Origin of the sequence: Costertonia aggregata, from assembly GCF_013402795.1 — a bacterium.
In the GTDB taxonomy this organism is placed as follows: domain Bacteria; phylum Bacteroidota; class Bacteroidia; order Flavobacteriales; family Flavobacteriaceae; genus Costertonia; species Costertonia aggregata.
Window position 1 is genome coordinate 2,380,911 of sequence record NZ_CP058595.1, and the last position, 24,935, is coordinate 2,405,845.

The following is a 24,935-nucleotide window of genomic DNA, read 5'->3' on the forward strand; positions in this document are numbered from 1 at the left end:
ACTTATTATTAACATTAAATTTGAATTAAATCTTAAATTATGGCACAGTCAAAATCAACAAAGAAATTATTTAACATGGCCTATGGCCTTGGAGCATCGGTAGTTATTATTGGTGCGTTGTTCAAGATCCTTCACTGGGAATTTGGACCGTTAACAGGTGGCCTTCTTTTGGCAGTAGGTCTTATTACCGAAGCACTTATCTTTGCTATCAGTGCATTTGAACCAATTGATGATGAATACGATTGGTCTCTAGTTTACCCAGAATTATCCGGAGGTCAATCAAACGGTAGAAACAACGAAGTAGCTGAAATGAAAGAGGCAGAAGCTTCTTTATCCGCCAAATTGGATAACTTGTTAAAAGAAGCCGGAGTAGATGCAAACCTCATGGAGAGTTTAGGTACTAGTATCAGAAACTTCGAAGGTGCTGCAAAAGGTATCGCCCCAACGGTCGATGCAATGGAATCTACCAAAAAATATTCTGACGAAATGGTACAGGCTGCCGCTCAAATGGAATCTTTGAACAGCTTATACAAAGTGCAGTTAGAAAGTGCTAGCAAACAAGCTACGGTAAACGAAGAAGTTGTACAGAACGCTTCTGCGTTAAAAGACCAAATGGAATCTTTGGCTACCAACCTATCTTCTTTGAACGGAGTTTACGGTGGTATGCTTTCTGCAATGAGTAAAAACTAATTAGTTTTAGTTGAATAACCCCAAATCAAATAATAATTAAAAACTAATTAGAAAACATGGCAGGAGGAAAACAGTCACCACGTCAGAAAATGATCAACCTAATGTACTTGGTTTTCATTTGTATGCTGGCGTTGAACATGAGTAAAGAAGTTCTTGCGGCTTTTGGTATTATGAACCAAAAGATGGAAGCTTCTAACGCAAAAACAGCAGAGGATAATGATTTATTCTTAGCTAGTTTAGAAACAAAAGCATCTGAAAACGCCACCAAATACGAAAAGGTATATAAAGATGCCAACAAGATAAAGAGTCTGTCTCAAGATTACTACGATTATTTGGAAGGTCTTAAAAAAGAAATGCTGAAAGGTGTTGAAGACCCAACAGACTATCAAGTAATGGACAAGTCGGATTACTTAGACCAAAAGTTCTTTCAAGGCGATAACTTGACAGCGGGTGGAAAAGAATTCTTAAAAAGAATTAACGACTATCGCGATCAGGTTAGCGTTTTGGTCCCTACAAGAATGAAAGCTTCCGTTGAGTCCCGTTTTAAAACAGGTGACGAAAACGGTAAGGAAACAAAAAGGGACGGTACCAAACAAGACTGGATCAAATATCACTACGAAGGTTTTCCTTTGATAGCTTCTTTGACCAAGTTGACCGCTTTACAAGCCGATATCAAATCAACGGAAGAAGATGCCTTAAAGGCAATGTTGGAAGGGGAGTTGACAAATCAGGTTTCTTTAAAGAACTTTGCAACTTCATTATCTGCAAGCAAAAGCGCTTTCTATGCTGGTGAAAAGTATGATGGTAAGATTATCGTTAGCAAAACCGATAATTCATCTACTCCAGTAAGAGCCGAATTAACACTTGACGGTAGAAAATTATCTGAAGGTAAAGATTATGCTTTGGAAGCTGGTGGTATCAAATTATTGATAAGTGCCGGATCTGCGGGAGACCACAAGGTTGAAGGTGAGATGTTCTTTATGCAGGATGGTGAAGAAGTACCTGTAAAAGTAAACAGTACTTTCGCAACGATTACCAAGCCTAATGCTGCCGTTATCGCTGCCGATAAGATGAATGTGGTATATCGTGGCGTTGCCAACCCAATGACGATTTCTATCCCGGGTGTACCTGACAATAAGGTTTCTGCATCTGCTCCTGGACTTTCCAAGAGAGGTGGTAGCAAATATGTTATGAGCCCAGGTAAAGGTAGAACGGTCAAGATTGTTGCTTCGGGAACATTGCCTGACGGTCAACGTATCTCTACTCCAGCAGAATTTAGAATCAAGGATATTCCTAGGCCTTCAGGTTCGGTGAGTAGACAAACCGGTAGTGCAAAAATGCCAAGAAGAAACTTGGAGATTGCAACGGTAGGCGCTTTGTTGGAAGATTTTGATTTTGATTTGAATCTTGCTGTTAGCGGATTTAAGTTCAAGGTTCCTGGTCAACCAACGGTGAGCGTAAGGGGTAACAAATTGGACTCACGTGCCAAGTCTGCCCTTAAAAGAGCCAAGCGTGGCGACGCAGTGCAGATTTTTGATGTAAACGCTTATATTACGAATAACAAGAGTTATAAATTAAAGAAAGTATCTCCTGTAGTTGTGGAGATTACAAACTAGTAAAAATTGATATGCTGGGTGTTCACATACACCCAGCTTCTTTAAAATTATGTATCTGATGAATTGGAAGAATGTTTTATTAATTGGAGTGGTATCACTTTTACCCGTATCCATGGTGGCACAGGCAAATATTTTAAATGCCAAAAAGCCAGAGGAAATCGGTCAAAAGACAGAGGCGCAAATTGAGTCCGATAACGATACACCAATGGAGTATGGTTATGTGGATGATAGGGATATTCTTTGGTCCAAAACAGTATGGGAAACCATAGATTTGGATGAAAGGGTAAACTTTCCGCTATATTACCCTACAGATACCATAGATATAGGATCCGATAGAAGGTCTTTGTACGATGTTCTTATGAAGAACATTAAAAACGGAAAATTGGAAGACGTTTACGTAGATTCCTATTTTACCGAAAAGAGAAAGTTCGAAGATCTTACGGCCACTTTACAAAAGACCGATACTACTGATTACGGTTACGAACAATTGAACGCAGGTGAGGAAATTTCTCCTGAATACATCATGAGAAGGGAACTTACTGCCGCTGATATCGAGGAGTACCGTATTAAGGGAATTTGGTACTTTGACAAACGACAAGGAGAACTTAAATACCGTTTATTGGGTATTGCTCCCGTGGCACCGGACGTTAACTTTATTGATGACGAGACCATGGATCCAGGTGATGCCAAAGTCGAATTGTTTTGGGTATGGTACCCAGGCGCAAGACAAGTATTGCATGATGCCAAGGTGTTCAACCAGCGAAATTCGGCACAACCTATCACTTTTGATATGTTGTTGAATGCAAGAAGGTTCAATGCGGTTATCTATAAAGAAGACAATGTTCACGGAGACCGCAAGGTAAGTGATTATATTGCGGACAATGCCTTGTTCCAATTGCTGGAAGCCAAACGTATTAAGGAAACTATCAGGGATAGGGAACAAGATATGTGGGCCTATTAGGCATTGATCAACATTCCAATTCAAAAACATCATAAAAAACGCCGCACTACTGTGCGGCGTTTTTTATTTTTACGCTATGTTAGATTATTTGATCGTGGGTCTTGGTTTGGCAGGAACATCCTTTGCCGAAACTTTGGAAAAACATGGAAAAACCTTTAAGGTCATCAGCGACGATTCCCAAATAGCTTCAAAAGTAGCGGCAGGGCTTTATAACCCAGTAATCTTGAAACGTTTTACATTGGCATGGAACGCAGTGGAACAATTTAAGTTTGCCGCTCCGTTTTATCGGCAACTTGAAAAAAAACTTAGTATACGATTGGATCATAAAATTCCTGTTATGCGCAGGTTTGCTGGTGTAGAAGAACAGAATCTATGGTTTGAGGCATCGGATAAAGTAGGGTTAAGAGAATTTATGTCACCTCAAATACTGGATAATACCAATCCAAATATTGATGCTCCATTTGGTTATGGTGAAGTCTTGCATACCGGAAAAATTGATACGGCAACATTGTTAAAAACGTATTCCCAATTTTTATCAAAAAATAATCGCTTGATTAGGAGCTCATTTGATTATAATACGTTGCGCATCACAAAAGGCTATGTTGAATATGATTCCGTTAAAGCAAAGCAAATCGTTTTTTGTGAAGGCTTTGGGTTAAAACAAAACCCATACTTTAATTACTTGCCGTTGACGGGTACCAAAGGCGAATACCTGTTCATCAAAGCTCCCAAGTTAAAGGTCAAAGCAGCCATAAAAGCATCTATCTTTTGTATTTCCGAAGAAAATGATGTGTATAGGGTAGGAGCTACCTACAAATGGAAGGACACCACAAATCTTCCAACTGAAGAAACAAGGAAAGAATTGTTGCAAAAACTGAACTCTTTTATTGAGTGCGATTACGAAGTCATTGATCAGGTTGCGGGTATTCGCCCTACGGTTACCGACAGGAGGCCATTGGTAGGGCAACACCCTGAACACAAAAACCTGTTCGTGCTGAACGGTTTTGGGTCTAGAGGCGTGATGATAGCCCCTTCCGCATCCCAGCAATTGTATCATTTTATAGAAGAAAAATCACCTATATCGCAGGAAATGGATATATCTAGATTTCGTAAAAAATATGTTATGAACTCGAATGTGTAGCATCGGGTTCATACGTAATGAAAAAGTTTATCCAAATATTTCTCGAAAGCCTTATGATAATCGGCATAAAAACGACCAAGGTCGCTACAATCGCTATAAAGGTATTTATAAGGCCCATACCCACAAATAATTTCGCAATTACAAAAGTTGCCACTGCAAAAGCGACTCCTAGACCATAACTAACATACATGGCACCGTAAAAAAAAGAGGGTTCTATTTTATATTTGGTATTACAGTTAGAGCAACGCTCGTGCATTTTAAAAAGATAACCGATTTTGTACGGGTTTTTCTCCAAATACATACTTTCTTCATGGCATTTGGGACAAGTTCCTGTTAAAATACTGTAGAGTTTGTTCCCTTTTTTTAACATTTGCAAAAGTTTTAGCAAAAATACAAGTTTGCTGGGGCAATTAATGTAACAACGGTCACAAAATATGCTTAATATCCATAACCTTTCCGTCTCTTTCGGTGGCGAATACTTATTCGAGGAAATCTCGTTTCGATTGAACGGGGGCGACCGTGTGGGACTGATCGGAAAGAACGGTGCGGGCAAATCTACCCTACTTAAACTTTTAACAAAGGACATGCCTTTGGATTCTGGCATTATTGCTATGGAAAAGGATGTGAAAATAGGTTTTCTACGCCAAGATATCGATTTTGAACAAGGCCGTACCGTTTTAGAAGAATCGTATCAAGCTTTTGAGGAAATAAAAAAATTAGAGCGGCAGCTGGATGACATAAACCATCAATTGGCCGAGCGTACCGATTATGAAAGTGAAGGGTATAATCAACTCATTATCGATTTAAGCGATATAACCCATAGATACGAAATCTTGGGCGGATACAACTATCAGGGCGATACCGAAAAAGTATTGTTGGGGCTTGGGTTCAAAAGGGGCGATTTCGAAAAAAAAACCGATACTTTTTCGGGTGGATGGAGAATGCGTATTGAATTGGCCAAACTACTGTTACAGGACAATGATGTTTTATTGCTGGATGAACCCACGAACCACCTGGACATTGAATCGATCATTTGGTTAGAGCAGTTTTTGAAGAATTTCAATGGTGCGGTAGTCATCGTTTCACATGATAAAATGTTCTTGGACAACGTCACCAATAGGACCGTTGAAATATCCTTGGGGAGAATCTATGATTACAACAAACCCTATTCACAATTCTTAAAGCTACGGGGAGAAATTCAAGAACAGCAGTTGAACGCCCAAAAAAATCAAGAAAAGGAAATTCAGCAAGCAGAACGATTAATAGAAAAGTTTAGGGCCAAATCTACCAAGGCATCCATGGCGCAATCGCTCATCAAAAAATTGGATAAGATGGAACGTATTGAGGTCGATGAAGACGACAATGCCGTTATGAACGTTCGTTTTCCGGTCTCGGTTACACCGGGAAAAATAATTGCTGAAATCGATGATGTGAGCAAAAGCTATGGGGACAATCATGTTTTGGACTCAATTGACCTATTAGTAGAGCGCGACAGTAAAACTGCTTTTGTAGGTCAAAACGGTCAGGGCAAGTCTACTTTGGCAAAAATAATCGTAGGTGAGTTGGATTATGAGGGGCATTTGAAATTAGGCCATAATGTTCAGGTGGGCTACTTTGCCCAAAATCAAGCAGAATATCTTGATGGTAGTAAAACCGTTTTGGATACGATGATCGATGCCGCCAACGAGAAAAACAGGAGTAAAGTACGTGATATTTTAGGGTCTTTTCTTTTTCGTGGCGATGAGGTTGAAAAATATGTAAAAGTATTGTCGGGTGGGGAGCGCAACCGTTTGGCCTTGGCCAAAATGTTACTTCAGCCCTTTAATGTTCTGGTAATGGATGAACCTACCAATCACTTGGACATCAAATCAAAAAACGTTTTAAAACAGGCATTACAAAATTTTGAGGGTACTTTGATTTTGGTATCCCACGACAGGGATTTTCTTCAAGGGCTTACGAACAAAGTGTATGAATTCAGAGACAAGCGTCTTAAAGAATATTTGGGGGATATTGACTATTATCTCGAACAGCGAAAGGCAGAGGATTTTAGAGCCATAGAGAAAAAAGAAAAAGTAGTTGATAAAAAAAATAATAGCACAAATAGTTATCAAGATGAAAAGCGTTCTAAATCCCTAAAGAACAAATTGAGCTCTGTTGAAAGTAAAATTTCACAGATGGAAAAAGAAATTGCCGAAATAGACCATCAGCTGCTCATGAATTATGATGAAACCATAGCGAAGCCTAATTTTTTTGACAGCTACCAAAAGAAGAAAAAAGAGTTGGAGCAACTCATGCAGCGTTGGGAGGAAATTACCCTAGAGCTGGAATCTTGACCTTACACGGCCATTCTTACAAAAACAATAAATCTTGAAACCACAAAATACAAGGGTTTCACAACATTATACGGTGGTTCATCGATAAATTTTGCGGGTAATCTATTTAGATATTAAATTTGTAGGGTAATTCTTTATTAGGTTATAAACAATTACATGTCCCAAGTTTTACGAATTGTAATATAATTTTAATCTATGAAAAAACCACTATTAGTTTTTGCGTTCTTTTTGGTCTCTTTTCAATTGGTTCAAGCCAATTTGACAAGGGAAATCCCAAAAGATGAGAAAAAAGCACTTTTAGATTTGTTTAAGAGTACCAACGGCAATCATTGGAAAAATAAATGGAACCTCAAAGAACCTGTTTCCCAATGGTATGGCGTAAAAATAGATGAAGGCCATGTGGTAGAACTCAATTTGTTTGCCAACAACCTAATGGGACCCTTACCCAAAGGTTTGGGGCGTTTACAGCAATTGTCTACCCTAAACTTGGCTTTTAACAATATAACGGGAGAATTGCCTTCGGATATTACCGAATTAAGCCATCTTAAAGTACTAAAATTGGAAATGAATCGGGTGAAGGGAAATTTACCGGAGAACATTGGTACTATGACAAGTTTGGTGGAGCTCACCGCTTTCAATAATTTTTTCAACGGTACTATTCCAGAGCAAATCGGGGAAGTAAAAAAGTTGAAGATTTTGAATTTGTCAAGTAACAATTTAAGCGGAAGAATCCCAACTTCCCTGGGTAACCTAACAGAGTTGGAAAGTCTTGGCCTTTTTGAAAATACCTTATACGGTGCTATACCCTCGGATATAGGCAACTTGGTAAAATTAAAGGAACTTGTTTTGGCCAATAATGGTTTGGAAGGGGAAATACCAAAAGAGATAGGCCAACTGGCAAGCTTAAAGGTTTTTCAGATTCAGAACAATAAGTTCAATTCATTCAAGTCGCTGAAATTGATGAATACCAAAGAAATGTTGGTATTTGATTATGATAGAAAGGAAGATATAGATAAGTTCAAAAATATAAACTTTAGTGAAACCAGAATGGCGGACACTAAGTTTGAGGATGTTGAAGATTAGTTGCTATAGATTTAAGTTGGTTGTAAAAGGGATGCTTTTAAGCATCCTTTTTTTTGTTTTATAATACTATAAAAAGATTCAACATTTAAGAATTATTTAACAATAGTTGCATATGCAACCATTTTCGTAATGTTTAGCTTTGTCGCTTGAAAAAACCAATAGTACACATAGATTTTGAAAGTTCGGTGGGGCCTTGGCTTGGTAGAACCGTGAAGATGGTAGATTATCATTTACAGGAGGCTTTTCATAAAAACGGTCTGGACCTTACTAAGGAGCAAATGGTCGTTCTTAAAAAACTATACGAAGAAGATGGTTTAAATCAAAACGAGTTGGCCTCACTTACATTTAGGGACAAATCTTCCCTCGCTCGACTTCTTGCTAAGATGGAGTCCAAAAAATACATAGTAAGAGAACAAAACGCAGATGATAAGAGGGTAAACGATATCTACATTACCAAAACAGGGAAGCTTCTATTTGAGAAAACAAGGCCGATAATCAAAATGGTCATAGATATTATGGAAGACGGTGTATCAGTTGTTGAAAAAGATATGATGATCGCTATCCTTCAAAAAATACAATATAACCTTGCTGAAAAAACTACACCGATAACCAAGATAGTATGAGAAAAATAATTTTATCCATAGTGGGCGTTTTGCTTATCGTTTTGGCTGTCTTTTTGGCCAAAAAAATCGTGGACAGTAAAAAAAGTTTCAAACCAAAAGCGCAAAAGGTCGTAAAAACTGTTTTTACCGAAGTGGTCAAAAACGGTGCGGTACCCATAGTAGTGCCAGCTAACGGCAATCTTACCGCAAAAAGAAGGGTTGAATTGTATGCCGAAGTGCAAGGGGTGTTTAGAAAGGGCAATAAACTTTTTAAAGAAGGTCAAATATACGATCAAGGAGAAACGATAATACGAATAGATGCATCTGAATATGCGGCATCGGTACAATCGGCAAAAAGCAATCTATATAATCAGTTGACCTCCATAATGCCCGACCTACGTTTGGACTACCCGGATATTTTTCCCAAATGGGAGACCTATCTTAACGGTTTTGATATGGCCAAAAGCACGCCGGAACTCCCAGAATTGACCACTGAAAAAGAAAAATTCTTTATAACGGGTAGGGGTATTTTAACGAGTTATTACAATGTAAAAAATTTGGAACAACGATTGTCCAAATACAGAATACCGGCGCCGTTCAAAGGTGTATTGACCGAAGCCTTGGTGACCGAGGGAACCTTGATAAGAGGTGGTCAAAAACTAGGGGAGTTCATAAATACGGATGTATATGAGCTAGAGGTTGCAATCAGCAAAACCTATAGCGATTTACTAAAAATCGGTGAAAAAGTAACATTGACCAATTTAGACAAAACCAAAATGTATACGGGTAAGGTCGCCCGCATAAACGGCAGGGTAGACCAAGCTTCGCAGACCATAAAAGCGTTTATCGAAGTTCGTGACAATACCTTACGGGAAGGCATGTATCTTGAGGCCAATCTCGATGCAAAAGAAGAACAGGATGCTATTGAAATAGACCGAAACCTACTTTTGGAAAATAACAAAATATTCGTGGTACGCGACACCGTTTTGGACGTTATCGATGTCAACCCGGTTTATTTTACCGATAAGAAAGTGGTCATCAAAGAAGTTCCGGACGGCACGACCATAATGGCAAAACCCTTAGTAGGGGCTTACACGGGTATGGCGGTAAAGGTTTTCGAGGATAAATCTGCAAACATCAAAGGATAATGCGAAAACTAATAGCATATTTTATTAAATATCATGTTGCCGTAAACGTTATCATAATAGCCTTTGCGATTTTTGGTTTTTTTGGGGCGAAGTCATTAAAGTCATCTTTCTTTCCGTTAATAGATTCAAAAAATGTACTTATTCAGGTTACCTATCCCGGGGCTTCTCCCCAAGAGATAGAAGAAGGTATCATCTTAAAGATAGAGGATAACCTAAAGGGGTTGGAAGGGGTTGACCGCGTAACATCAACCTCTCGTGAAAACAGTGGGAGCATCAATGTAGAGATTGAAAAGGGTAGGGACATAGATTTTATGCTCCTAGAGGTCAAAAATGCCGTGGATAGAGTACCTACGTTTCCGTCTGGCATGGAACCTTTGATTGTTTCAAAATTGGATGCGGTACGGCCAACCATTAGTTTTGCGGTCAGCGGTGAGAATATTCCGTTGGTTACCTTAAAACAGATTGGAAGACAAATTGAGAACGATTTACGTGCGATCGATGGTATTTCCCAAATAGAGATTTCTGGATACCCCCAAGAAGAAATAGAGATTGCGGTAAATGAAAATATGTTGCTGGCCTACAATATGTCCTTTACCGAAGTCGCCCAAGCCGTGGGCAATGCCAACATTTTGGTTACCGGTGGAAATATTAAGACCGATGCGGAAGAGTATTTGATCCGTGCGAACAACAGATCTTATTACGGGAACGAGCTATCCAACCTTATCATACGGGCAGATGCCTCGGGGCAGACCATTCGTTTAAATGATGTTGCCATAATTCGAGACCGGTTCTCAGAGACACCGAATGCCTCTTATTTTAATGGGAACCTTTCTGTGAATGCAACGATCACCAGTACAAATACAGAAGACCTTATCGGTTCGGCAGAAAAAGTAAAGGAGTATGTTGAAGACTTCAATCAAAAGTACAACAACGTTAAGTTGGATGTTGTCAGCGATTTTTCCAAGACTTTGGTACAACGAACCGAATTATTGACCGAGAATGCCATCATGGGGATGATCCTGGTCTTGATATTTTTATCCCTATTCTTGAATACACGCCTTGCCTTTTGGGTGGCCTTTGGGTTACCGGTCGCTTTTTTGGGAATGTTTGTATTTGCCGGCTTTTTTGATGTGACCATAAATGTTCTCTCCCTTTTCGGTATGATTATCGTTATCGGGATTTTGGTAGATGATGGTATTGTGATTGCCGAGAACATTTATCAGCACTACGAAAAAGGGAAAAAACCCATTCAGGCGGCCATTGATGGTACCATGGAGGTAATCCCCCCAATCGTGTCCGCAATTATAACCACTATTTTGGCCTTTTCAATATTTCTATTTTTGGATGGGCGTATTGGGGAATTCTTTGGTGAGGTCTCTGTTATCGTAATTTTGACACTGGTGGTGTCCTTGGTCGAAGCCCTTATAATCTTACCTGCGCATTTGGCGCATTCCAAGGCGTTGAAACCACCCAAGGGAAAACCCAAAACAAGTATTGGTAAAATATTTGCAAAGCTTCGGGTCATAAACGAATCTGGTGACCGTTTTATGGTTTGGATGCGGGATAAATTTTACAGTCCTACTTTACGGTTTGGCCTTAAATATAAACTATTGACCTTCTCCTTTTTTGCCATAGCATTGATTTTGACTTTCGGCTCAATTGGCGGCGGCATCATTAGAACTGCATTTTTCCCAAGGATTGCCAGTGATAGGGTGCAAGTGGAGTTGTTAATGCCGAACGGGACCAATGAAAAAGTTACCGATTCCATCATTTCTATGATAGAGGAAAAATCCGAAATTGTAAATCAAGAATTGACCGAGAAATATTTAAAAGGTACAGATAAGGTTCTTTTTGATAACATAATCCGCAATGTGGGCCCCGGTTCGTCCGCAGCTACTTTGACCATCAATCTGCTGCCAGGCGAAGAAAGGCCAGATGAGATACGTTCCGATATGGTCACCAACCGATTAAGGGAACTGGTAGGCCCCGTTATTGGGGTTGAAAGCCTTATTTACGGTTCGGGCGGTAATTTTGGTGGCTCTCCCGTTTCGGTCTCACTATTGGGTAATAATATAGGTGAGCTCAAAGCTGCAAAAGAAGAATTGAAAACGGCCCTTCAGAACAATCCGGAGTTAAAGGACGTATCGGACAACGACCCGGCTGGTATCAAGGAAATCAGGTTACAGCTCAAGGATAACGCCTATTTATTGGGGTTGGATTTACGGAATATCATGACGCAGGTGCGTGCCGGTTTTTTTGGAACACAGGCGCAACGCTTTCAAAGGGGACAAGACGAGATTCGGGTTTGGGTAAGGTACGATAGGCAAGATCGCTCATCGATTTCCGATTTGGACGAGATGCGTATAGTCACGCCTGGCGGCAGTCGGGTACCCTTAAAAGAAATTGCCACCTATACTATCGAGCGCGGCGATGTGGCCATAAACCGATTGGACGGTAGAAGGGAAATACAGGTTTCGGCTGATGTTAAAAACCCCGAAACCACAAGTGGTACTGATATAATGGTTGAGATACAGAATAATGTAATGCCAGATATCCTCTCAAAATATCCTACCATTACACCATCATATGAAGGGCAAAACAGGGAAGCCGGTAAACTCATCGGTTCGCTACGCGTAGTGGGTTTATCGGTATTGTTATTGATATACATTACCATTGCCTTCACGTTTAGAAGCTTTAGCCAACCTTTGATGCTATTGCTTTTAGTGCCTTTTAGCCTTACGGCGGTCGCTTGGGGCCATTGGATTCATAATTTCCCTATCAATATCCTATCCATGTTGGGTATCATCGCTCTAATAGGTATCATGGTAAACGACGGTCTGGTGCTCATAGGCAAGTTTAATAGCAACCTTAGGGAAGGTATGAAGTTTGACGACGCCATTTATGAAGCTGGGCGGTCTCGTTTCAGAGCCATATTTTTGACCTCGATAACAACGATTGCCGGTCTGGCCCCCTTGATGCTGGAAACCAGCAGGCAGGCACAGTTTTTAAAGCCCATGGCAATATCAATAGCCTATGGTATTGGTTTCGCTACGGTACTCACCTTATTGATGCTACCTTTGTTCTTGGCTTTTAGCAACAAAATGAAAGTAAGTACAAAATGGTTGGTCACGGGCAATGATATCACCAAAGAAGAGGTAGAACGTGCCATTAAAGAGCAAAAAGAGGAAGAATCGTATGCAGATGGGGGCAAAGAAGAACCAAGACAAACCCTCAACGGGGAAATATCAAATTTTTCAGCAACAGATGATTCAAACCAAGCTGTTGAATTAGAAGGAAACAAAGAATGAAAAAGTTATATTTAGTAAGTCTATTTTCTTTATTTCTGCTGGGTAGATTATCTGCACAGGAAAAAACACTTTCAAAACAAGATGCCGTAAATTTGGCGCTTGAAAATAATTTTGGCATAAAGGTGGCAAAAAACCAAGTCGAGATAGCCGAGAACAACCAAGGCATTCTCAATTCGGGATATTTGCCCACATTGACGGGAAATGCCAGCGCAAACTACCAACGTGATGATTCTACCTTTGAGTTTCCGGGTCAGTTTCTGAGGGACTCCGAAACAGGGGAGACGCAACTTGACGCGTCCGGTAATCCTGTACCACGCCCCGATGCGGAATTGTACAAAGCGGAAGCACAGCGGTATAACGCCAATTTAACCGCAAATTATACCCTTTTTGATGGTTTGGGGAGACTCTACAATTACAAAAGGTTAAAGGAGCAATACCAGTTAAGCGAACTCCAAGCTCGTGAAACCATAGAAAATACCATGCTACAGCTCTTTAGTGTATATTTTGAGGTAGCCCGCCTTTACGAAAACGCGCACGTACTACGGCAGGCCTTGGAAATTTCCAAACAGCGCATAACTAGGGCGGAATATGCTTTTGATTACGGACAGAATACCAAGTTGGATATTTTAAATGCACAAGTTGACGTAACCAATGATAGTATAAACCTTTTGAACGTAAAACAACAATTAGCCAATACGAAACGTGACCTGAATGTTGTTTTGAGCCAAAACCTGAACGAAGACTACGCAGTGGATACTTTGATACGGTTTACGCCCAAGCTTAGATTGGAGGAATTCGTATCGCAGGCAAAAATGAACAACGTGGCATTGTTACTGACCGAAAGAAATCTAAAAATAAACGAATACGATATCAAGGTAAACCAATCAGGGTATTTACCCAGTTTAGACCTTAACGGTTCATATGGTTGGAACTTAAACAATAACGCACCCTCTGCATTTTTTCCTGGGGTTACCGTTAATAATAGGAGGAATTTTACCCTAGGCGCACGTTTAACATGGAACTTGTTTGACGGTGGTGGAACAACCGTGCGTGTCAAGAACTCCAAAATAGCGTATGAAAACCAAGAATTATTGAAAAAACAGATTGAATTAGAGGTAAATCGCGATATTCAAAACGCATTGGCCATTTATGAGAATAGGTTGAATATCTTCAAAATTCAAGAACAGAATGTTTTGACCAACCAAAATAATTTTGAACGTTCCAAGGAACAGTTTCAATTGGGAAGAATAACCTCAATTGAATTTAGGCAGGCTCAAATTAATTTATTGAACGCACAGACCAATAAAAATTTGGCCAAGTACGACGCTAAATTGGCCGAATTGCAATTACTACAGTTAACAGGACAATTGTTGAATATTGAGTTCTAGCAATATTGTGAACATAATGTATACTATTCTTTTATGCAAAGCAAAGAATAAAGACCAGGGCAATATCTAATATATGTACGAACACTTTTTTCAATGCCCATATTGCTGGGAAGAAATTTCGATGTTGATGGATCCCTCGATTCCGAAACAAACTTACGTTGAAGACTGTGAGGTATGCTGTAACCCTATTGAAGTAACCCCACGATTTCAAGGGAATGAACTTGTTGCTTTTGAGGCGAGGGATATTGAACAATAAAAATCAATCCTCAAATACCTCAACGACCATTTCTACTTCCACGGCCATATTCCCTGGCAAAGAGCCCATACCAACAGCGGCCCTGGCATGTTTTCCACGCTCGCCGAACACTTTGACCATTAAATCGGAATACCCATTAATGACCTTGGATTGATCGCTGAATTCTGGAATGGCATTTACCACGCCCTTTACCTTAACGATTTGTTTGACCTTGTTGAGGTTGCCGAGTTCGGCCTGTAGCACGGCCAATTGATTAATGCCTGCCCATCGTGCAGCTTCATAACCTTCTTCAATGGTTAAATCTGCCCCTAATTTCCCCACGATATTTTTGCCATCATCTTTTTTCGGACCTTTTCCTGCCAAAAAAATAAGATTTCCGGTGCGTACGGCATGTACGTAGTTGGCAACCGGGGTGCCGGGGTTTTTCAAGCTAATGTTCAATTCCTGCAATTTGGCCTGCGGATTATAATCGGATGGAATGGATTCTTTTCTTGTAATCGGCTCTATGTTTCTGTCTAGTTTCTCTTGGCATGAAAACAGAAAGATTGCAAAAATATAAATCAGAAGCGTTCTCATAAAAGTAGTATTTAGTTACTCTTTAAAAATACTATAATATTTAGTCATTGCCATAAACCCTGTAAAAGAAAGAACCCCTCAGAAAACTGAGCGGTTCTTTGTGGCGAAGGGCTGTCCTCTTGTAATATAGCTTTCCGCAAAATATAGGACAATGTGTTAAGGAGGTTGGGAATGTAATGTCACACATTTGTGAAACACCGAAAAATTTTACTAACTTTAACCTCTATGTTATCAGAAACAAAAGACCGCATTATCGAATCCGCTATTGAAGTTTTCAATCAGGACTTTTCTGCGCCATTGCAAAAAGTAGCCGACAATGCAAATATTACGCGAAGAACCTTACATCGCTATTTTAGGGATAGAGAAGAGTTGGTTGCAACTTGTGAACGTGAGATGGAAGTAAGTTGCAAGAAAGCAATGATAACTGCTATAAATAGTTCCAATGACCCATTGATTCAGTTGGAAAATATGTTGTACGCTGGCATTAATTGTGGCGCAAAGTATTCGTTTTTTTACAAGCTTCATCAGCAAGATGGTCATAATCACAGTAAAAATAATAAGGATTGTGCTGACTATGATTTCATATATAACAGTTTTACGACCATCGTTAAAGATTTGCAGAAAAGTGGTGTCATCAATAAACAAATGACGGTTCAGTGGATTCAAAATTTACACGCTGGAATAATTAGTAGTACAGTAAATACCGACAGTAGTAACGAATCATCAAAACCCGGTATAAAAAGGTTTGCGTGGAATTCATTCATAAAAGGAATTGCACCTTAAAAAAATTTAAATATATATGTCTCACTTTTGAGACATAATCTAGAAAACTTTGATTGCAATGATTGAAACTTTAGAAGAGAACGTAAAAAGTTGTTCCATAAATCCAATGGATTTAAAACACTTAAAAATAGAAGTCCTAAATTCTAAATATACAGTAGTTCTTACTGATTTAAATGGTGATGGAATTCTAAAAGGTTATGGGAATTCTATAGAAGAAGCTATTAATGACCTACACCATAGCTTAATATGAGAACACAATGGGAAACCGAAGAAAATTTATAAAACAAAGTTTATCGGCGTCATCGCTAGTTATGCTACCCTTGCCGTTATCTGCTTTTAAAAAATTAGATATTATGACAAAAGAAACAAAATTTGATGTGCTGATTATAGGTGGTAGTTATGCAGGCCTTTCTACAGCAATGGCTTTAGGAAGGTCACTTAGAAATGTTCTTATCATCGATGCGGGAAACCCTTGCAACGAGCAGACCCCTCATTCCCATAATTTCATTACGCAAGATGGCGCTACCCCAGCATCTATTTCAGCGAAAGCAAAAGAACAGGTTCTGGAATATCCAACGGTACAATTTTTAAAGGATTTTGCAGTACAAGGAAAAAAACTAGAGAACGGTTTTGAAATTACAACACAATCTGGTCAATCTTTTCAAGGTAGAAAGCTCATCTTCGCCACTGGTATAAAGGATATTCTACCCCAAATAGATGGCTTTGCAGAATGCTGGGGAATCACTGCAGTGCATTGTCCTTATTGCCACGGTTATGAAGTACGGAAAGTAAAAACAGGAATCCTTGCAAATGGGGATAGTGCTTTTGAAACGGCAAAACTGATTTCAAACTGGACGGACGAGCTATCCATTTACACCGATGGAAAATCTGAACTGAGTGAAGACCAAGTTAATGAACTCAACCGAAACAATATCGTTGTAATTGAAAAGCCAATTGCTTCTATTGAGCATACAAAAGGCCATATTGAAAAACTAAAATTCAGGGATGGTACTGCAGAAACCCTAAAGGCACTTTATGCTCGAGTACCTTTTGAGCAACATTCGACTATACCTTCGGAATTAGGATGTCAACTCAACGAACAAGGTTTTATTGAAGTTGATATGTTTCAAAAAACATCGGTTCCTGGTGTGTTTGCCTGTGGGGACAACACTACTTTTATACGTTCGGTTGCCCAAGCGGTATACGCTGGAAATCTTTCGGGTGGCGTTTCCAATATGGAAATGATACAGGAAGATTGGATAAGCAATTAATATTAGAATGAATGGTTTTGAGTACCAGTAACCAATTATAAATCTGTTTGAAATATATAAGTGACAATCCCTAATTTTGTAAAAAAGAGTTATGGAAAATCTGACTGAATTTTATAAGAACAAAGGATTGGCAACGGACAGGTTTCAGCCTTCTGGAATCGGGCATTTTAATGTATTTGACCTCGAAAAAAGTTTAAGCCCAAATGCCAAACCCGTTAATTACACAAGAAGGGATTTCTATAAAATTACCTTAATCCGGGGCAAACACACTTTTCATTATGCCGATAGAAGTATTGAGACTAATGGAAGTACGTTAATGTTCTTTAATCCACAAGTTCCTTATTCTTTTGTGCAAGGTAGTGGGGAATGCACAGGAAGTTTTTTGATTTTTAAAGAACAATTTCTTTTGAATTCTATACACGAAAGCCCCTCGAATCTGCCAGTTTTTAGTATTGACGGGCATCCCAATTTTGAATTGACACGAGAACAAGATAACTACATAAGTCAGGTTTTTGAGCAAATCACAACAGAAATAGACTCTACATACCACTATAAGTATGAAGTAATAAAAAGTAAGGTTTCAGATATCATCCATTACGCCCTAAAATTACAACCTACCAGAATAAAAGCCACCAAATTAGATGCGAGCACGCGAATAACAATCATCTTTAAAGAAGCTTTAGAACGTCAGTTTCCAGTAGAATCAACGAATTATTGTATCACTGAAAAAACCCCAAGTGACTTCGCAGACCGGCTTTCGATTCACGTAAATTCATTGAATCGAGCGGTTAAAAAAACAACAGGTAAAACTACAACACAACTTATCTCAGAACGTATTGTTTCTGAAGCTCATATTTTACTTCGACTAACCGATTGGTCAATTTCTGAAATAGCCTATTCATTGGGTTTTGATGAACCTGCCCATTTTACCACGTTTTTTAAGAAGCAAACTGCTACAACGCCTACATCCATTCGTCAGGCAGTTTAACTTATGAAGTGCTCATTTCGATTTCGCAAAAGAGCAAAAACTTCATTATTGTTTGAAATCTATAAGTGTTGGTTTGATTGATATACGAGAGTAAGCGTGTGACAACCATAATTTTGTTTGAGACAAAAAATATTAACCTGCCTGTCGGTAGACAGGTCTTAAACAAATTAGTATGAGTAAAGTATGGTTCATCACAGGTGCATCAAAAGGATTGGGCTTACACCTGGTCGAGAAATTACTGAAATCCGGATATAAAGTTGCGGCAACTTCAAGAAATCAAAGTCAATTAATCGAAAAAGTTTCTGAAAAGAGCGATAATTTTTTACCGTTAGCAATGGACTTGACCAATGAAAATGATGTAAAAAGCACCATTGACAAAGCGTTAAGCTATTTTGGGGGAATAGACGTTGTAGTCAACAATGCCGGCTATGGATTGGGCGGTGCGATTGAAGAATTACAGCACGAAGAAGTACATCAGAATTTCGATGTAAATGTCTACGGTTCTCTGCACGTAATCAGGAATGTACTTCCTATTATGCGAGAAAAGGGTTCTGGGCATATAATGAACATCGCATCCATTGGTGGGTTCGTAGCAACGTTCCCTGGATATGGTATTTATTGTGCAACGAAATTTGCGGTTCAGGGCTTTAGCGAGGCCTTACAAACCGAAGTGAAGCCGCTCGGCATAAATGTGACCTGTGTGTCCCCAGGATATTTTAGAACGGAATTCTTAAGTAGTGACTCCATGCAAACGAGCGAACGCAGCATCGACGTTTATGAATCTGCAAGAGAGACCGTCCGGATGCACGCTCAAGACATTCACGGCAATCAAGCTGGCGACCCAGCAAAAGCAGCAGATGTATTTATAGAACTTTCAAAAATGGATAATCCACCGACGCATCTCTATCTAGGTAGTGACGCTTATGAGTTTGTAAATCAAAAAATAACTAATCTTCAGGAAATGATGGAAGCCCATAAATCACTTGGTGTTTCTACGGATTTTGAAAATGTAAATGCTTCCTAAAATCATTTCAACTTGAGAAGAGCTATTTCATAAGAGATTGTATGCTAAGTGTAATAGCTATTTTCTCATTTGAAGAAAATCTAAAATGAATTAAAATGAACTTCAATAATATTATGATTATGGGCCTTTTAATCACAATGGCTTCGTTTACTGAATGTAAAAGCCAAGATAAAGAAGCAATAAACAACGAAAAGATGGAAACCAAGAAAACAATAGAAGAAACAAAGGAATATATAGGAATGTGGGTGACGGAAGACAATCACGTACGTCACAACTTATTACCCAATGGACGTTACGATGAAGCTCGTGGCAATAGAGAAAGTGCCTATCAGGGCAAGTACAGGGTCAAAGGAAACCACATAGAATATAAAGATGATACCGGTTTTACTGCGGATGGGGATTTTAAGGATGGTATACTCTATCACGGCGGAATGATATTGTACAAAAAAAAGAATCCATGAAAACGGCTGCTATCGCATTGATACTATTATTGGCTCTTTTCTCCTGCAAAGAGAAAAGTGAAGACGTCGTTGAAAAAGTGTATAAGAGTACAGTGATTGATAATATGGAATCAAGAAATCACAGCATCGTTCAAAAAGCGGTCTAGGAATGGATTTCGGGCAAAGGCAGCTTCTTTGACGTACTGGATGAAGATATGGTTTGGCGGGTTACAGGCAATGCCCCTTATTCTGGAATTTATAAAGGCAAAAAGGAGTTTATGGATAAGGCCGTTATCCCCATTAATGAGTTCCTGTCCACTAGCCTAGTGCCACAACTTATAGACATCAATGCATCAGAAGATATTGTGTGGTTTCAATGGAAAGGTAAAGCAAAGACTGTTGATGGGAATCATTATATCAATGAATATGCCTGGAAATTAAGTTTTGACGGTAGTGGCAAAGTAGTTAAGATAACGGCCTTTTTAGATACACATGCCTTGGCTAAATTGGTTGAATGATACTATGCCAATGTTGACATTAATAATGGTTTTTAATCCTTTGTGAAAGAGTTTCTAAAGTCGGTTGGTGTCTGTCCCGTTTTTGATTTGAATAATTTGCTGAAAGACTGTGAATATTCAAAACCCAACTCATAGGCAATCTCGTTTATAGACAATTCGCTTATGGCCAATCGCTCTTTTGCCTTTTCAATCAATTTATCGTGAATGTGCTGTTGGGTACTTTTCCCTGTTAACACCTGAAGTAAGTTGCTTAAATAATTAGGAGAAACATTTAGTAAGCCAGCTATATTTGTAACTGATATGATTCCATTGTCTGCTAAACCCGAAGAGTTATTGAAATAATCCGAAAGCATTCTTTCCAACCGCGCTAATATTTCATGGTTTTGCTTTTCCCGGGTTATGAATTGCCTGTGATAAAATCTATCGGCATAATTCAATAGAGTTTCTAAATGTGATATAATTACAGCTTTACTGAATTTATCAATATTCGATTGGCATTCTTCATCGATATTTTGCAAGATACCTACAACCGTCTTTTCTTCTTTTTCTGAAAGATGCAATGCTTCATTGATATCATAATGAAAATACGCATAGTTTTTAATAGTCCTTGCCAGTGAGGTGTTCCAAAAGAAGTCAGGATGGATAAGTAGTAACCATCCCTTGTGGGTCAGGTTACCGCCGGCTTGTATCGCATATAGTTGACTAGGTGCTAAAAAAATCAATGCACCTTCGTCAAAGTCATATTTTTGCTGACCATATTGCATTACTGCATTCACATTGTTCTTGAGTGCAACCATGTAAAAATCCTGAATCAAGTGCTTGGGCTCTTCATCATTTAGTTTCTTGATAGCCTCGATGCGCAAGACGCTGATGAGCGGATGAGCTGGTCCAGCTAATCCCCTGAATTTATGATACTGCCCTATGGTTTGGAATCGATGCGGTTGCATTATTTTATTTTTGATTATAAAGTACGGCAAATTCTTTAGCAAAATCCTTCATTTTGACCTTACCCTCAATTTTAGGTTCTTTCTTTCTATAATCTTTGTATAATAAACCATTATGGATGGCAGCGTACATTTCTACCATTTTATGCGCAATTGCTGGCTGCATTCCCACATTTATAAGATTTTCCAAAACTTGCTCGTCGGTGAACTTTACCCATTGTAAATCTGGCTTACCAATGGCATTACCAAGAATAGTGGCCAGCTCGGAGTAGGTAAGCTCTTCACTTGCAATATATCTTACGTTACGACCTGATTTGATATTGATAATTTCATTTGCAACTGCTTCGGCTATATCTTCTGGTGAGACCCAAGCATTGACATCATCTTTATCGAGATTACTGCCAATGATACCTTGATGTTTAATTAAATCAACAAACTGAAAAAGGTTATAATAAATTTCAACAGGTCGAATATGAGTTATGGCTACATCTTCGGGTAGACTGTTCAGCACGTTCTCTACATAATAGGTGCCTTCTAATATGCCATTGCCTTTTTCTAAATGTGCGCCAATACTGCTCAAATTCACAAGCTTTTTAACGCCCGAGTTTTCTACGGCCATTTTGAAACTATCGCCCAATTCTACAAAGTATTGATACAAATCGAGAGTCTGGTCAAAATAGTTTGCTGGGGGAACTATTGCATATACTACATCAGCACCTGTAAAAACTGATGTAAGAAAGTTAGTGTCCTGTAAACTACCTATGGAGGGAATTGCGCCTAAAGTATTTATGTCTTTACTTCTGTCCGGATTGCTACTGATAACCGTAACTGTATGACCTTCTTTAACTAATTTTTGAGCTAAGGTTTTTCCGATACGTCCTAGTGAACCTGCAAGTGTAACTTTCATAATTATGTTTTTTGTTTGGTGCAAAGTTCAGCAAGAACGAAAAAAGTTATGTATCGAAATCTACTTATGTTGTGTTTAAATATTAGATTTTTGTGATAATCGTTTCGAGCAGAGCATCGAGTTTCTTTGCATTCTCAATCATCGGATAGTGACAAGTCCCTTCCATCTTATGCAGCTCATAATTATTACCTAGATATTTTCTAAGACTTTCTTCATTGGTAGGTGCATAGTTAACGTGAATGGAATACAACTTTAATTTTAGGCCTTTTAAGAGTTCTGTTTCGCTCGGCGGATAACTAAAACCATACTTAAGTAAGGGAATACCTATTTCGGGATTCATTTCTTTATAATCCGCCAATAATCGTGAAACAATTTCTGGGTCAGTTGCTTCGGTCAACAATGCTTGTTTGGCAAATTGCTCACAGGTAGCCTCAAAATCCGCATTCAAGCCAGCAACTATTTGGTCAACTGCCTCTTTTGGTAATTCCATCCCAACGTTTTTCATATGGTCGATTTCAACCAAACCAATAATATCGGTATCATTGATGGTAACGGTCTCGAGCATAACGTCCGAACCGAAAGAGTGTCCTATGATTATTACATTTTGTAATGCCAACTCTTGAATGAATTTGCTGATGTCCTTACCAAATCTCGGACCCGTCCAATCCTTTATATTATGAGTAGATTTTCCGTGACCTGGTAAATCGACTGCTATAACACGGTAGTTTTTTGAGAAATAGGATAATTGCGCGTTCCAGTATTCCTTATTGATGAATGCGCCGTGAAGAAATAATAAGGTTGTATTACCTTTCTCATTGTCGAGATAGGCTATGCTTTCGCCATTGATATTGATTTTTTTATTTTCCATAATTTGTGCATTTGTTTTAAGAAAACCGGTTAATACAAAGAGTAATAGTATCGAAATTCTATATAGTTTCATTATTTTCAGTTTATTATGAATATTTATTCATCATATAATTAAATTTTTTATTTCTTTATGGCATTCCAACATAGAGAGAACGATTCATCAACGGATTTTTCAGTGAGTTTTCCGCTACAATCGTTAACTATATGGGTTGAAAAACTTCTTACAAAGCCAATTATCAATGCAATAAGCATATCACTATTGGCATCCTTGATCAAATTTTCAGACTTCCCTTGTTCCAATAGCTGTTTCAAGTAATTCTTGAACCCAATATCTATTTGTTTATTGGACTTTGAAATGTATGGCGATATTACAAATTGTTCTAAAAAAATTATTCTAAGATTGTTGTCTACCAAACGCTCTAGGGCAATTTTCCACATCTTATACAGCTGAATATTTATTGCGAGATGGCTTATATCATTGACAATAGCAGGGGCACTTTCTTTCTGTAATTTGAAATACAAAGCATTCAACAGATCTTCTTTATTTTCAAAATAAATGTAAAGTGTTCCGGTTGCCATTGAAGCTTCTTTCGCGATATTGGACATTTTTAAGCCAGCAATCCCAACTTTTCCCGTAAGTCGAAGGGTAGCATCAAAAATTTGATTAAGACGTTTTGTTTTGGTATCAGACATAAAACAAAAATATGAATAAATATTCATAAAATACTAAAATATCTATTTTTCATTCGAAGATAGACTTAGTTTCCTCGTAAACCAGCTTAAAATAGCTGCTAAATCAGCTTTAGAAAACTGTCTGGACTCCTTGGTCAAATCTATCTGAATATATTGTAAACTGAACTATACTTTCTTATCCTCTTTATCGGCAAGTGCATCGAGAAGGACTAACCGAATGGAAAACCAAAATTGGGATGGTGTTCATGATCTTTGTGGCGAAGGGCTACCTTCCGGAATGAAATTTTTTTGAAATACAAGGTAATGTGCTGAGTGAATTAACTTAAACCAAGCAGATATTGAATCTTAGTACAAAACAAAAAAAGGGAATTTTACGTTTTATATTAAACTATTTGAGATAACATTAGTCCTAATAGTTGACCAAAAAACCTGATGAATGAAACTGATTGTAAAGAGTCTTCTCTATATTGCTTTATTATCAAGCTGCAATAACAAAGATGAAAATAGTATTGAACCACAGGAATTTCCACCGACCATTAATGCTACACTGATTCATCAAGACAATATCAGGGAATACATTTTACATATACCACCTACTTATGATGGAACTGCACAAGTCCCTTTGGTCATAGTTCTTCACGGTGGTGGCGGTACAGCAGAAAGCGTTCAAGGGTTTACCCAAATGAACCCGGTTTCTGACAGCAATGGATTTATTGTTGCCTATCCACAAGGCTTCGGACCAACCCAGAATGGTTTCAGTTGGGCAGATGGAAGGGAAACCAGTGCGACCAATATGGGTATTGATGACATAGGTTTTATAGATAAGTTATTGGTTGAATTGGAAGAGAACTACGCCATAGATTCACATAAAATCTATATCTGCGGATTTTCAAACGGAGGTTTTATGACACAGAAAATAGCTTGTGAAACCGAAAATAAATTTGCGGCAATGGCTAGCTTGGGCAGCACCATTGGCTCGGAAACACTCAGTCAATGTAATACTTCACAGAAAATACCAATGGCATTCATCTTCGGCGATTTAGACCCGTTCGTGCCTTATGAAGGTGGAACCGTAGCCAACAATCCCTCACCCATTGAGGGAATTGAAACTTTGGTCGATTTCTGGAAAACCAATAACGTATGCCAAACTACCAATGAGCCATTGGATTTACCTGATTTGGATATGACCGATAACGCTACAGTTACTTTATTTGAGTATTCCGACTGTGCTTGTAATGCCGACGTGCTTTTCTATAAAGTGAACAATGGCGGACATACTTGGCCAGGTGTTGAGAACGTGGACTACGAAACTATTGCTTGGGAAACCAATGAGGATATTAATGCAAGCGAGGTGTTATGGAATTTCTTTGATGGGTATGCACTTTGTCTTTAAACAGG

At 38.7% G+C, this 24,935-nt stretch carries 25 protein-coding genes; 19 read left to right on the forward strand and 6 right to left on the reverse strand.

Going from position 1 to position 24,935, the window contains the following annotated elements; all coding sequences use genetic code 11:
- The first annotated feature begins 39 nt into the window (after window positions 1–39).
- The 4 genes from porL to HYG79_RS10875 all read left to right on the forward strand — a co-directional run bounded on the left by porL (window position 40) and on the right by HYG79_RS10875 (window position 4,408).
- Entirely contained in the window at window positions 40–690 is a 651-nt protein-coding gene (porL, locus tag HYG79_RS10860) for a type IX secretion system motor protein PorL/GldL (protein WP_179242115.1), read from the forward strand.
- 56 nt (window positions 691–746) lie between these two features.
- The gene (gene porM, locus HYG79_RS10865) at window positions 747–2,306 is read left to right on the forward strand and encodes a type IX secretion system motor protein PorM/GldM (protein ID WP_179242116.1); all 1,560 of its coding nucleotides are present in this window, start codon (window positions 747–749) and stop codon (window positions 2,304–2,306) included.
- 58 nt (window positions 2,307–2,364) lie between these two features.
- Complete coding sequence (gene porN, locus HYG79_RS10870; RefSeq protein WP_179242117.1) at window positions 2,365–3,267, forward strand: type IX secretion system ring subunit PorN/GldN; 903 nt, start codon at window positions 2,365–2,367, stop codon at window positions 3,265–3,267.
- Window positions 3,268–3,343: 76 nt separating this feature from the next.
- Window positions 3,344–4,408 (forward strand): NAD(P)/FAD-dependent oxidoreductase, encoded by a 1,065-nt coding sequence (locus HYG79_RS10875; protein ID WP_179242118.1) that lies wholly within the window; start codon window positions 3,344–3,346, stop codon window positions 4,406–4,408.
- Here HYG79_RS10875 and HYG79_RS10880 read toward each other — a convergent pair.
- Complete coding sequence (locus HYG79_RS10880; protein WP_179242119.1) at window positions 4,389–4,778, reverse strand: DUF983 domain-containing protein; 390 nt, start codon at window positions 4,776–4,778, stop codon at window positions 4,389–4,391. The genes HYG79_RS10875 and HYG79_RS10880 overlap by 20 nt on opposite strands.
- Window positions 4,779–4,842: 64 nt before the next feature.
- Between HYG79_RS10880 and HYG79_RS10885 the strand changes: the two genes are divergently transcribed.
- The 7 genes from HYG79_RS10885 (at window position 4,843) to HYG79_RS10915 (ending at window position 14,526) form a co-directional block, all read left to right on the forward strand.
- A complete protein-coding gene (locus HYG79_RS10885) occupies window positions 4,843–6,741 on the forward strand; it encodes an ABC-F family ATP-binding cassette domain-containing protein (protein WP_179242120.1) in 1,899 nt (632 codons plus the stop codon).
- A gap of 195 nt (window positions 6,742–6,936) precedes the next feature.
- Window positions 6,937–7,824, forward strand: a complete 888-nt coding sequence (locus HYG79_RS10890; RefSeq protein ID WP_179242121.1) for a leucine-rich repeat domain-containing protein — start codon at window positions 6,937–6,939, stop codon at window positions 7,822–7,824.
- A gap of 146 nt (window positions 7,825–7,970) precedes the next feature.
- Entirely contained in the window at window positions 7,971–8,447 is a 477-nt protein-coding gene (locus HYG79_RS10895) for a MarR family winged helix-turn-helix transcriptional regulator (RefSeq protein ID WP_228027862.1), read from the forward strand.
- On the forward strand, window positions 8,444–9,574 hold the full coding sequence (locus HYG79_RS10900; RefSeq protein ID WP_179242122.1) for an efflux RND transporter periplasmic adaptor subunit: 1,131 nt from the start codon (window positions 8,444–8,446) through the stop codon (window positions 9,572–9,574). The genes HYG79_RS10895 and HYG79_RS10900 overlap by 4 nt, the downstream gene beginning before the upstream one ends.
- Complete coding sequence (locus tag HYG79_RS10905) at window positions 9,574–12,882, forward strand: efflux RND transporter permease subunit (protein ID WP_179242123.1); 3,309 nt, start codon at window positions 9,574–9,576, stop codon at window positions 12,880–12,882. The genes HYG79_RS10900 and HYG79_RS10905 overlap by 1 nt, the downstream gene beginning before the upstream one ends.
- On the forward strand, window positions 12,879–14,270 hold the full coding sequence (locus HYG79_RS10910; RefSeq protein WP_179242124.1) for a TolC family protein: 1,392 nt from the start codon (window positions 12,879–12,881) through the stop codon (window positions 14,268–14,270). The genes HYG79_RS10905 and HYG79_RS10910 overlap by 4 nt, the downstream gene beginning before the upstream one ends.
- Window positions 14,271–14,343: 73 nt before the next feature.
- Entirely contained in the window at window positions 14,344–14,526 is a 183-nt protein-coding gene (locus HYG79_RS10915; protein WP_179242125.1) for a CPXCG motif-containing cysteine-rich protein, read from the forward strand.
- Between the two features lie 3 nt (window positions 14,527–14,529).
- Here HYG79_RS10915 and HYG79_RS10920 read toward each other — a convergent pair whose 3' ends face one another.
- On the reverse strand, window positions 14,530–15,102 hold the full coding sequence (locus HYG79_RS10920) for a RidA family protein (protein ID WP_179242126.1): 573 nt from the start codon (window positions 15,100–15,102) through the stop codon (window positions 14,530–14,532).
- 225 nt (window positions 15,103–15,327) lie between these two features.
- On the opposite strand from HYG79_RS10920, the gene HYG79_RS10925 reads away from it, so the two are divergent.
- The 7 genes from HYG79_RS10925 to HYG79_RS10955 all read left to right on the forward strand — a co-directional run bounded on the left by HYG79_RS10925 (window position 15,328) and on the right by HYG79_RS10955 (window position 20,126).
- Window positions 15,328–15,885: a TetR/AcrR family transcriptional regulator gene (locus HYG79_RS10925; RefSeq protein WP_179242127.1), complete on the forward strand. Its 558-nt coding sequence runs from the start codon at window positions 15,328–15,330 to the stop codon at window positions 15,883–15,885.
- Between the two features lie 353 nt (window positions 15,886–16,238).
- Window positions 16,239–17,156 (forward strand): NAD(P)/FAD-dependent oxidoreductase, encoded by a 918-nt coding sequence (locus HYG79_RS10930; protein ID WP_179242128.1) that lies wholly within the window; start codon window positions 16,239–16,241, stop codon window positions 17,154–17,156.
- Between the two features lie 91 nt (window positions 17,157–17,247).
- Entirely contained in the window at window positions 17,248–18,144 is an 897-nt protein-coding gene (locus HYG79_RS10935; protein ID WP_179242129.1) for a helix-turn-helix domain-containing protein, read from the forward strand.
- Between the two features lie 172 nt (window positions 18,145–18,316).
- Entirely contained in the window at window positions 18,317–19,168 is an 852-nt protein-coding gene (locus HYG79_RS10940; protein ID WP_317168440.1) for an oxidoreductase, read from the forward strand.
- Between the two features lie 95 nt (window positions 19,169–19,263).
- Entirely contained in the window at window positions 19,264–19,629 is a 366-nt protein-coding gene (locus HYG79_RS10945) for an Atu4866 domain-containing protein (protein WP_228027863.1), read from the forward strand.
- The gene (locus HYG79_RS10950; RefSeq protein ID WP_179242130.1) at window positions 19,626–19,775 is read left to right on the forward strand and encodes a hypothetical protein; all 150 of its coding nucleotides are present in this window, start codon (window positions 19,626–19,628) and stop codon (window positions 19,773–19,775) included. The genes HYG79_RS10945 and HYG79_RS10950 overlap by 4 nt, the downstream gene beginning before the upstream one ends.
- Before the next feature lie 111 nt (window positions 19,776–19,886).
- Complete coding sequence (locus HYG79_RS10955) at window positions 19,887–20,126, forward strand: nuclear transport factor 2-like protein (RefSeq protein WP_179242131.1); 240 nt, start codon at window positions 19,887–19,889, stop codon at window positions 20,124–20,126.
- 32 nt (window positions 20,127–20,158) lie between these two features.
- Here HYG79_RS10955 and HYG79_RS10960 read toward each other — a convergent pair whose 3' ends face one another.
- The 4 genes from HYG79_RS10960 to HYG79_RS10975 form a co-directional block, all read right to left on the reverse strand.
- Complete coding sequence (locus HYG79_RS10960; RefSeq protein WP_179242132.1) at window positions 20,159–21,073, reverse strand: helix-turn-helix domain-containing protein; 915 nt, start codon at window positions 21,071–21,073, stop codon at window positions 20,159–20,161.
- 4 nt (window positions 21,074–21,077) lie between these two features.
- Window positions 21,078–21,977, reverse strand: a complete 900-nt coding sequence (locus HYG79_RS10965; protein WP_179242133.1) for an NmrA family NAD(P)-binding protein — start codon at window positions 21,975–21,977, stop codon at window positions 21,078–21,080.
- Window positions 21,978–22,059: 82 nt separating this feature from the next.
- Entirely contained in the window at window positions 22,060–22,845 is a 786-nt protein-coding gene (locus tag HYG79_RS10970; protein WP_179242134.1) for an alpha/beta fold hydrolase, read from the reverse strand.
- Between the two features lie 119 nt (window positions 22,846–22,964).
- Window positions 22,965–23,537, reverse strand: a complete 573-nt coding sequence (locus HYG79_RS10975; protein ID WP_179242135.1) for a TetR/AcrR family transcriptional regulator — start codon at window positions 23,535–23,537, stop codon at window positions 22,965–22,967.
- Between the two features lie 436 nt (window positions 23,538–23,973).
- Here HYG79_RS10975 and HYG79_RS10980 point away from each other — a divergent pair, with 436 nt between their 5' ends.
- Complete coding sequence (locus tag HYG79_RS10980) at window positions 23,974–24,930, forward strand: alpha/beta hydrolase family esterase (protein ID WP_179242136.1); 957 nt, start codon at window positions 23,974–23,976, stop codon at window positions 24,928–24,930.
- The last annotated feature ends 5 nt before the right edge of the window (window positions 24,931–24,935 follow it).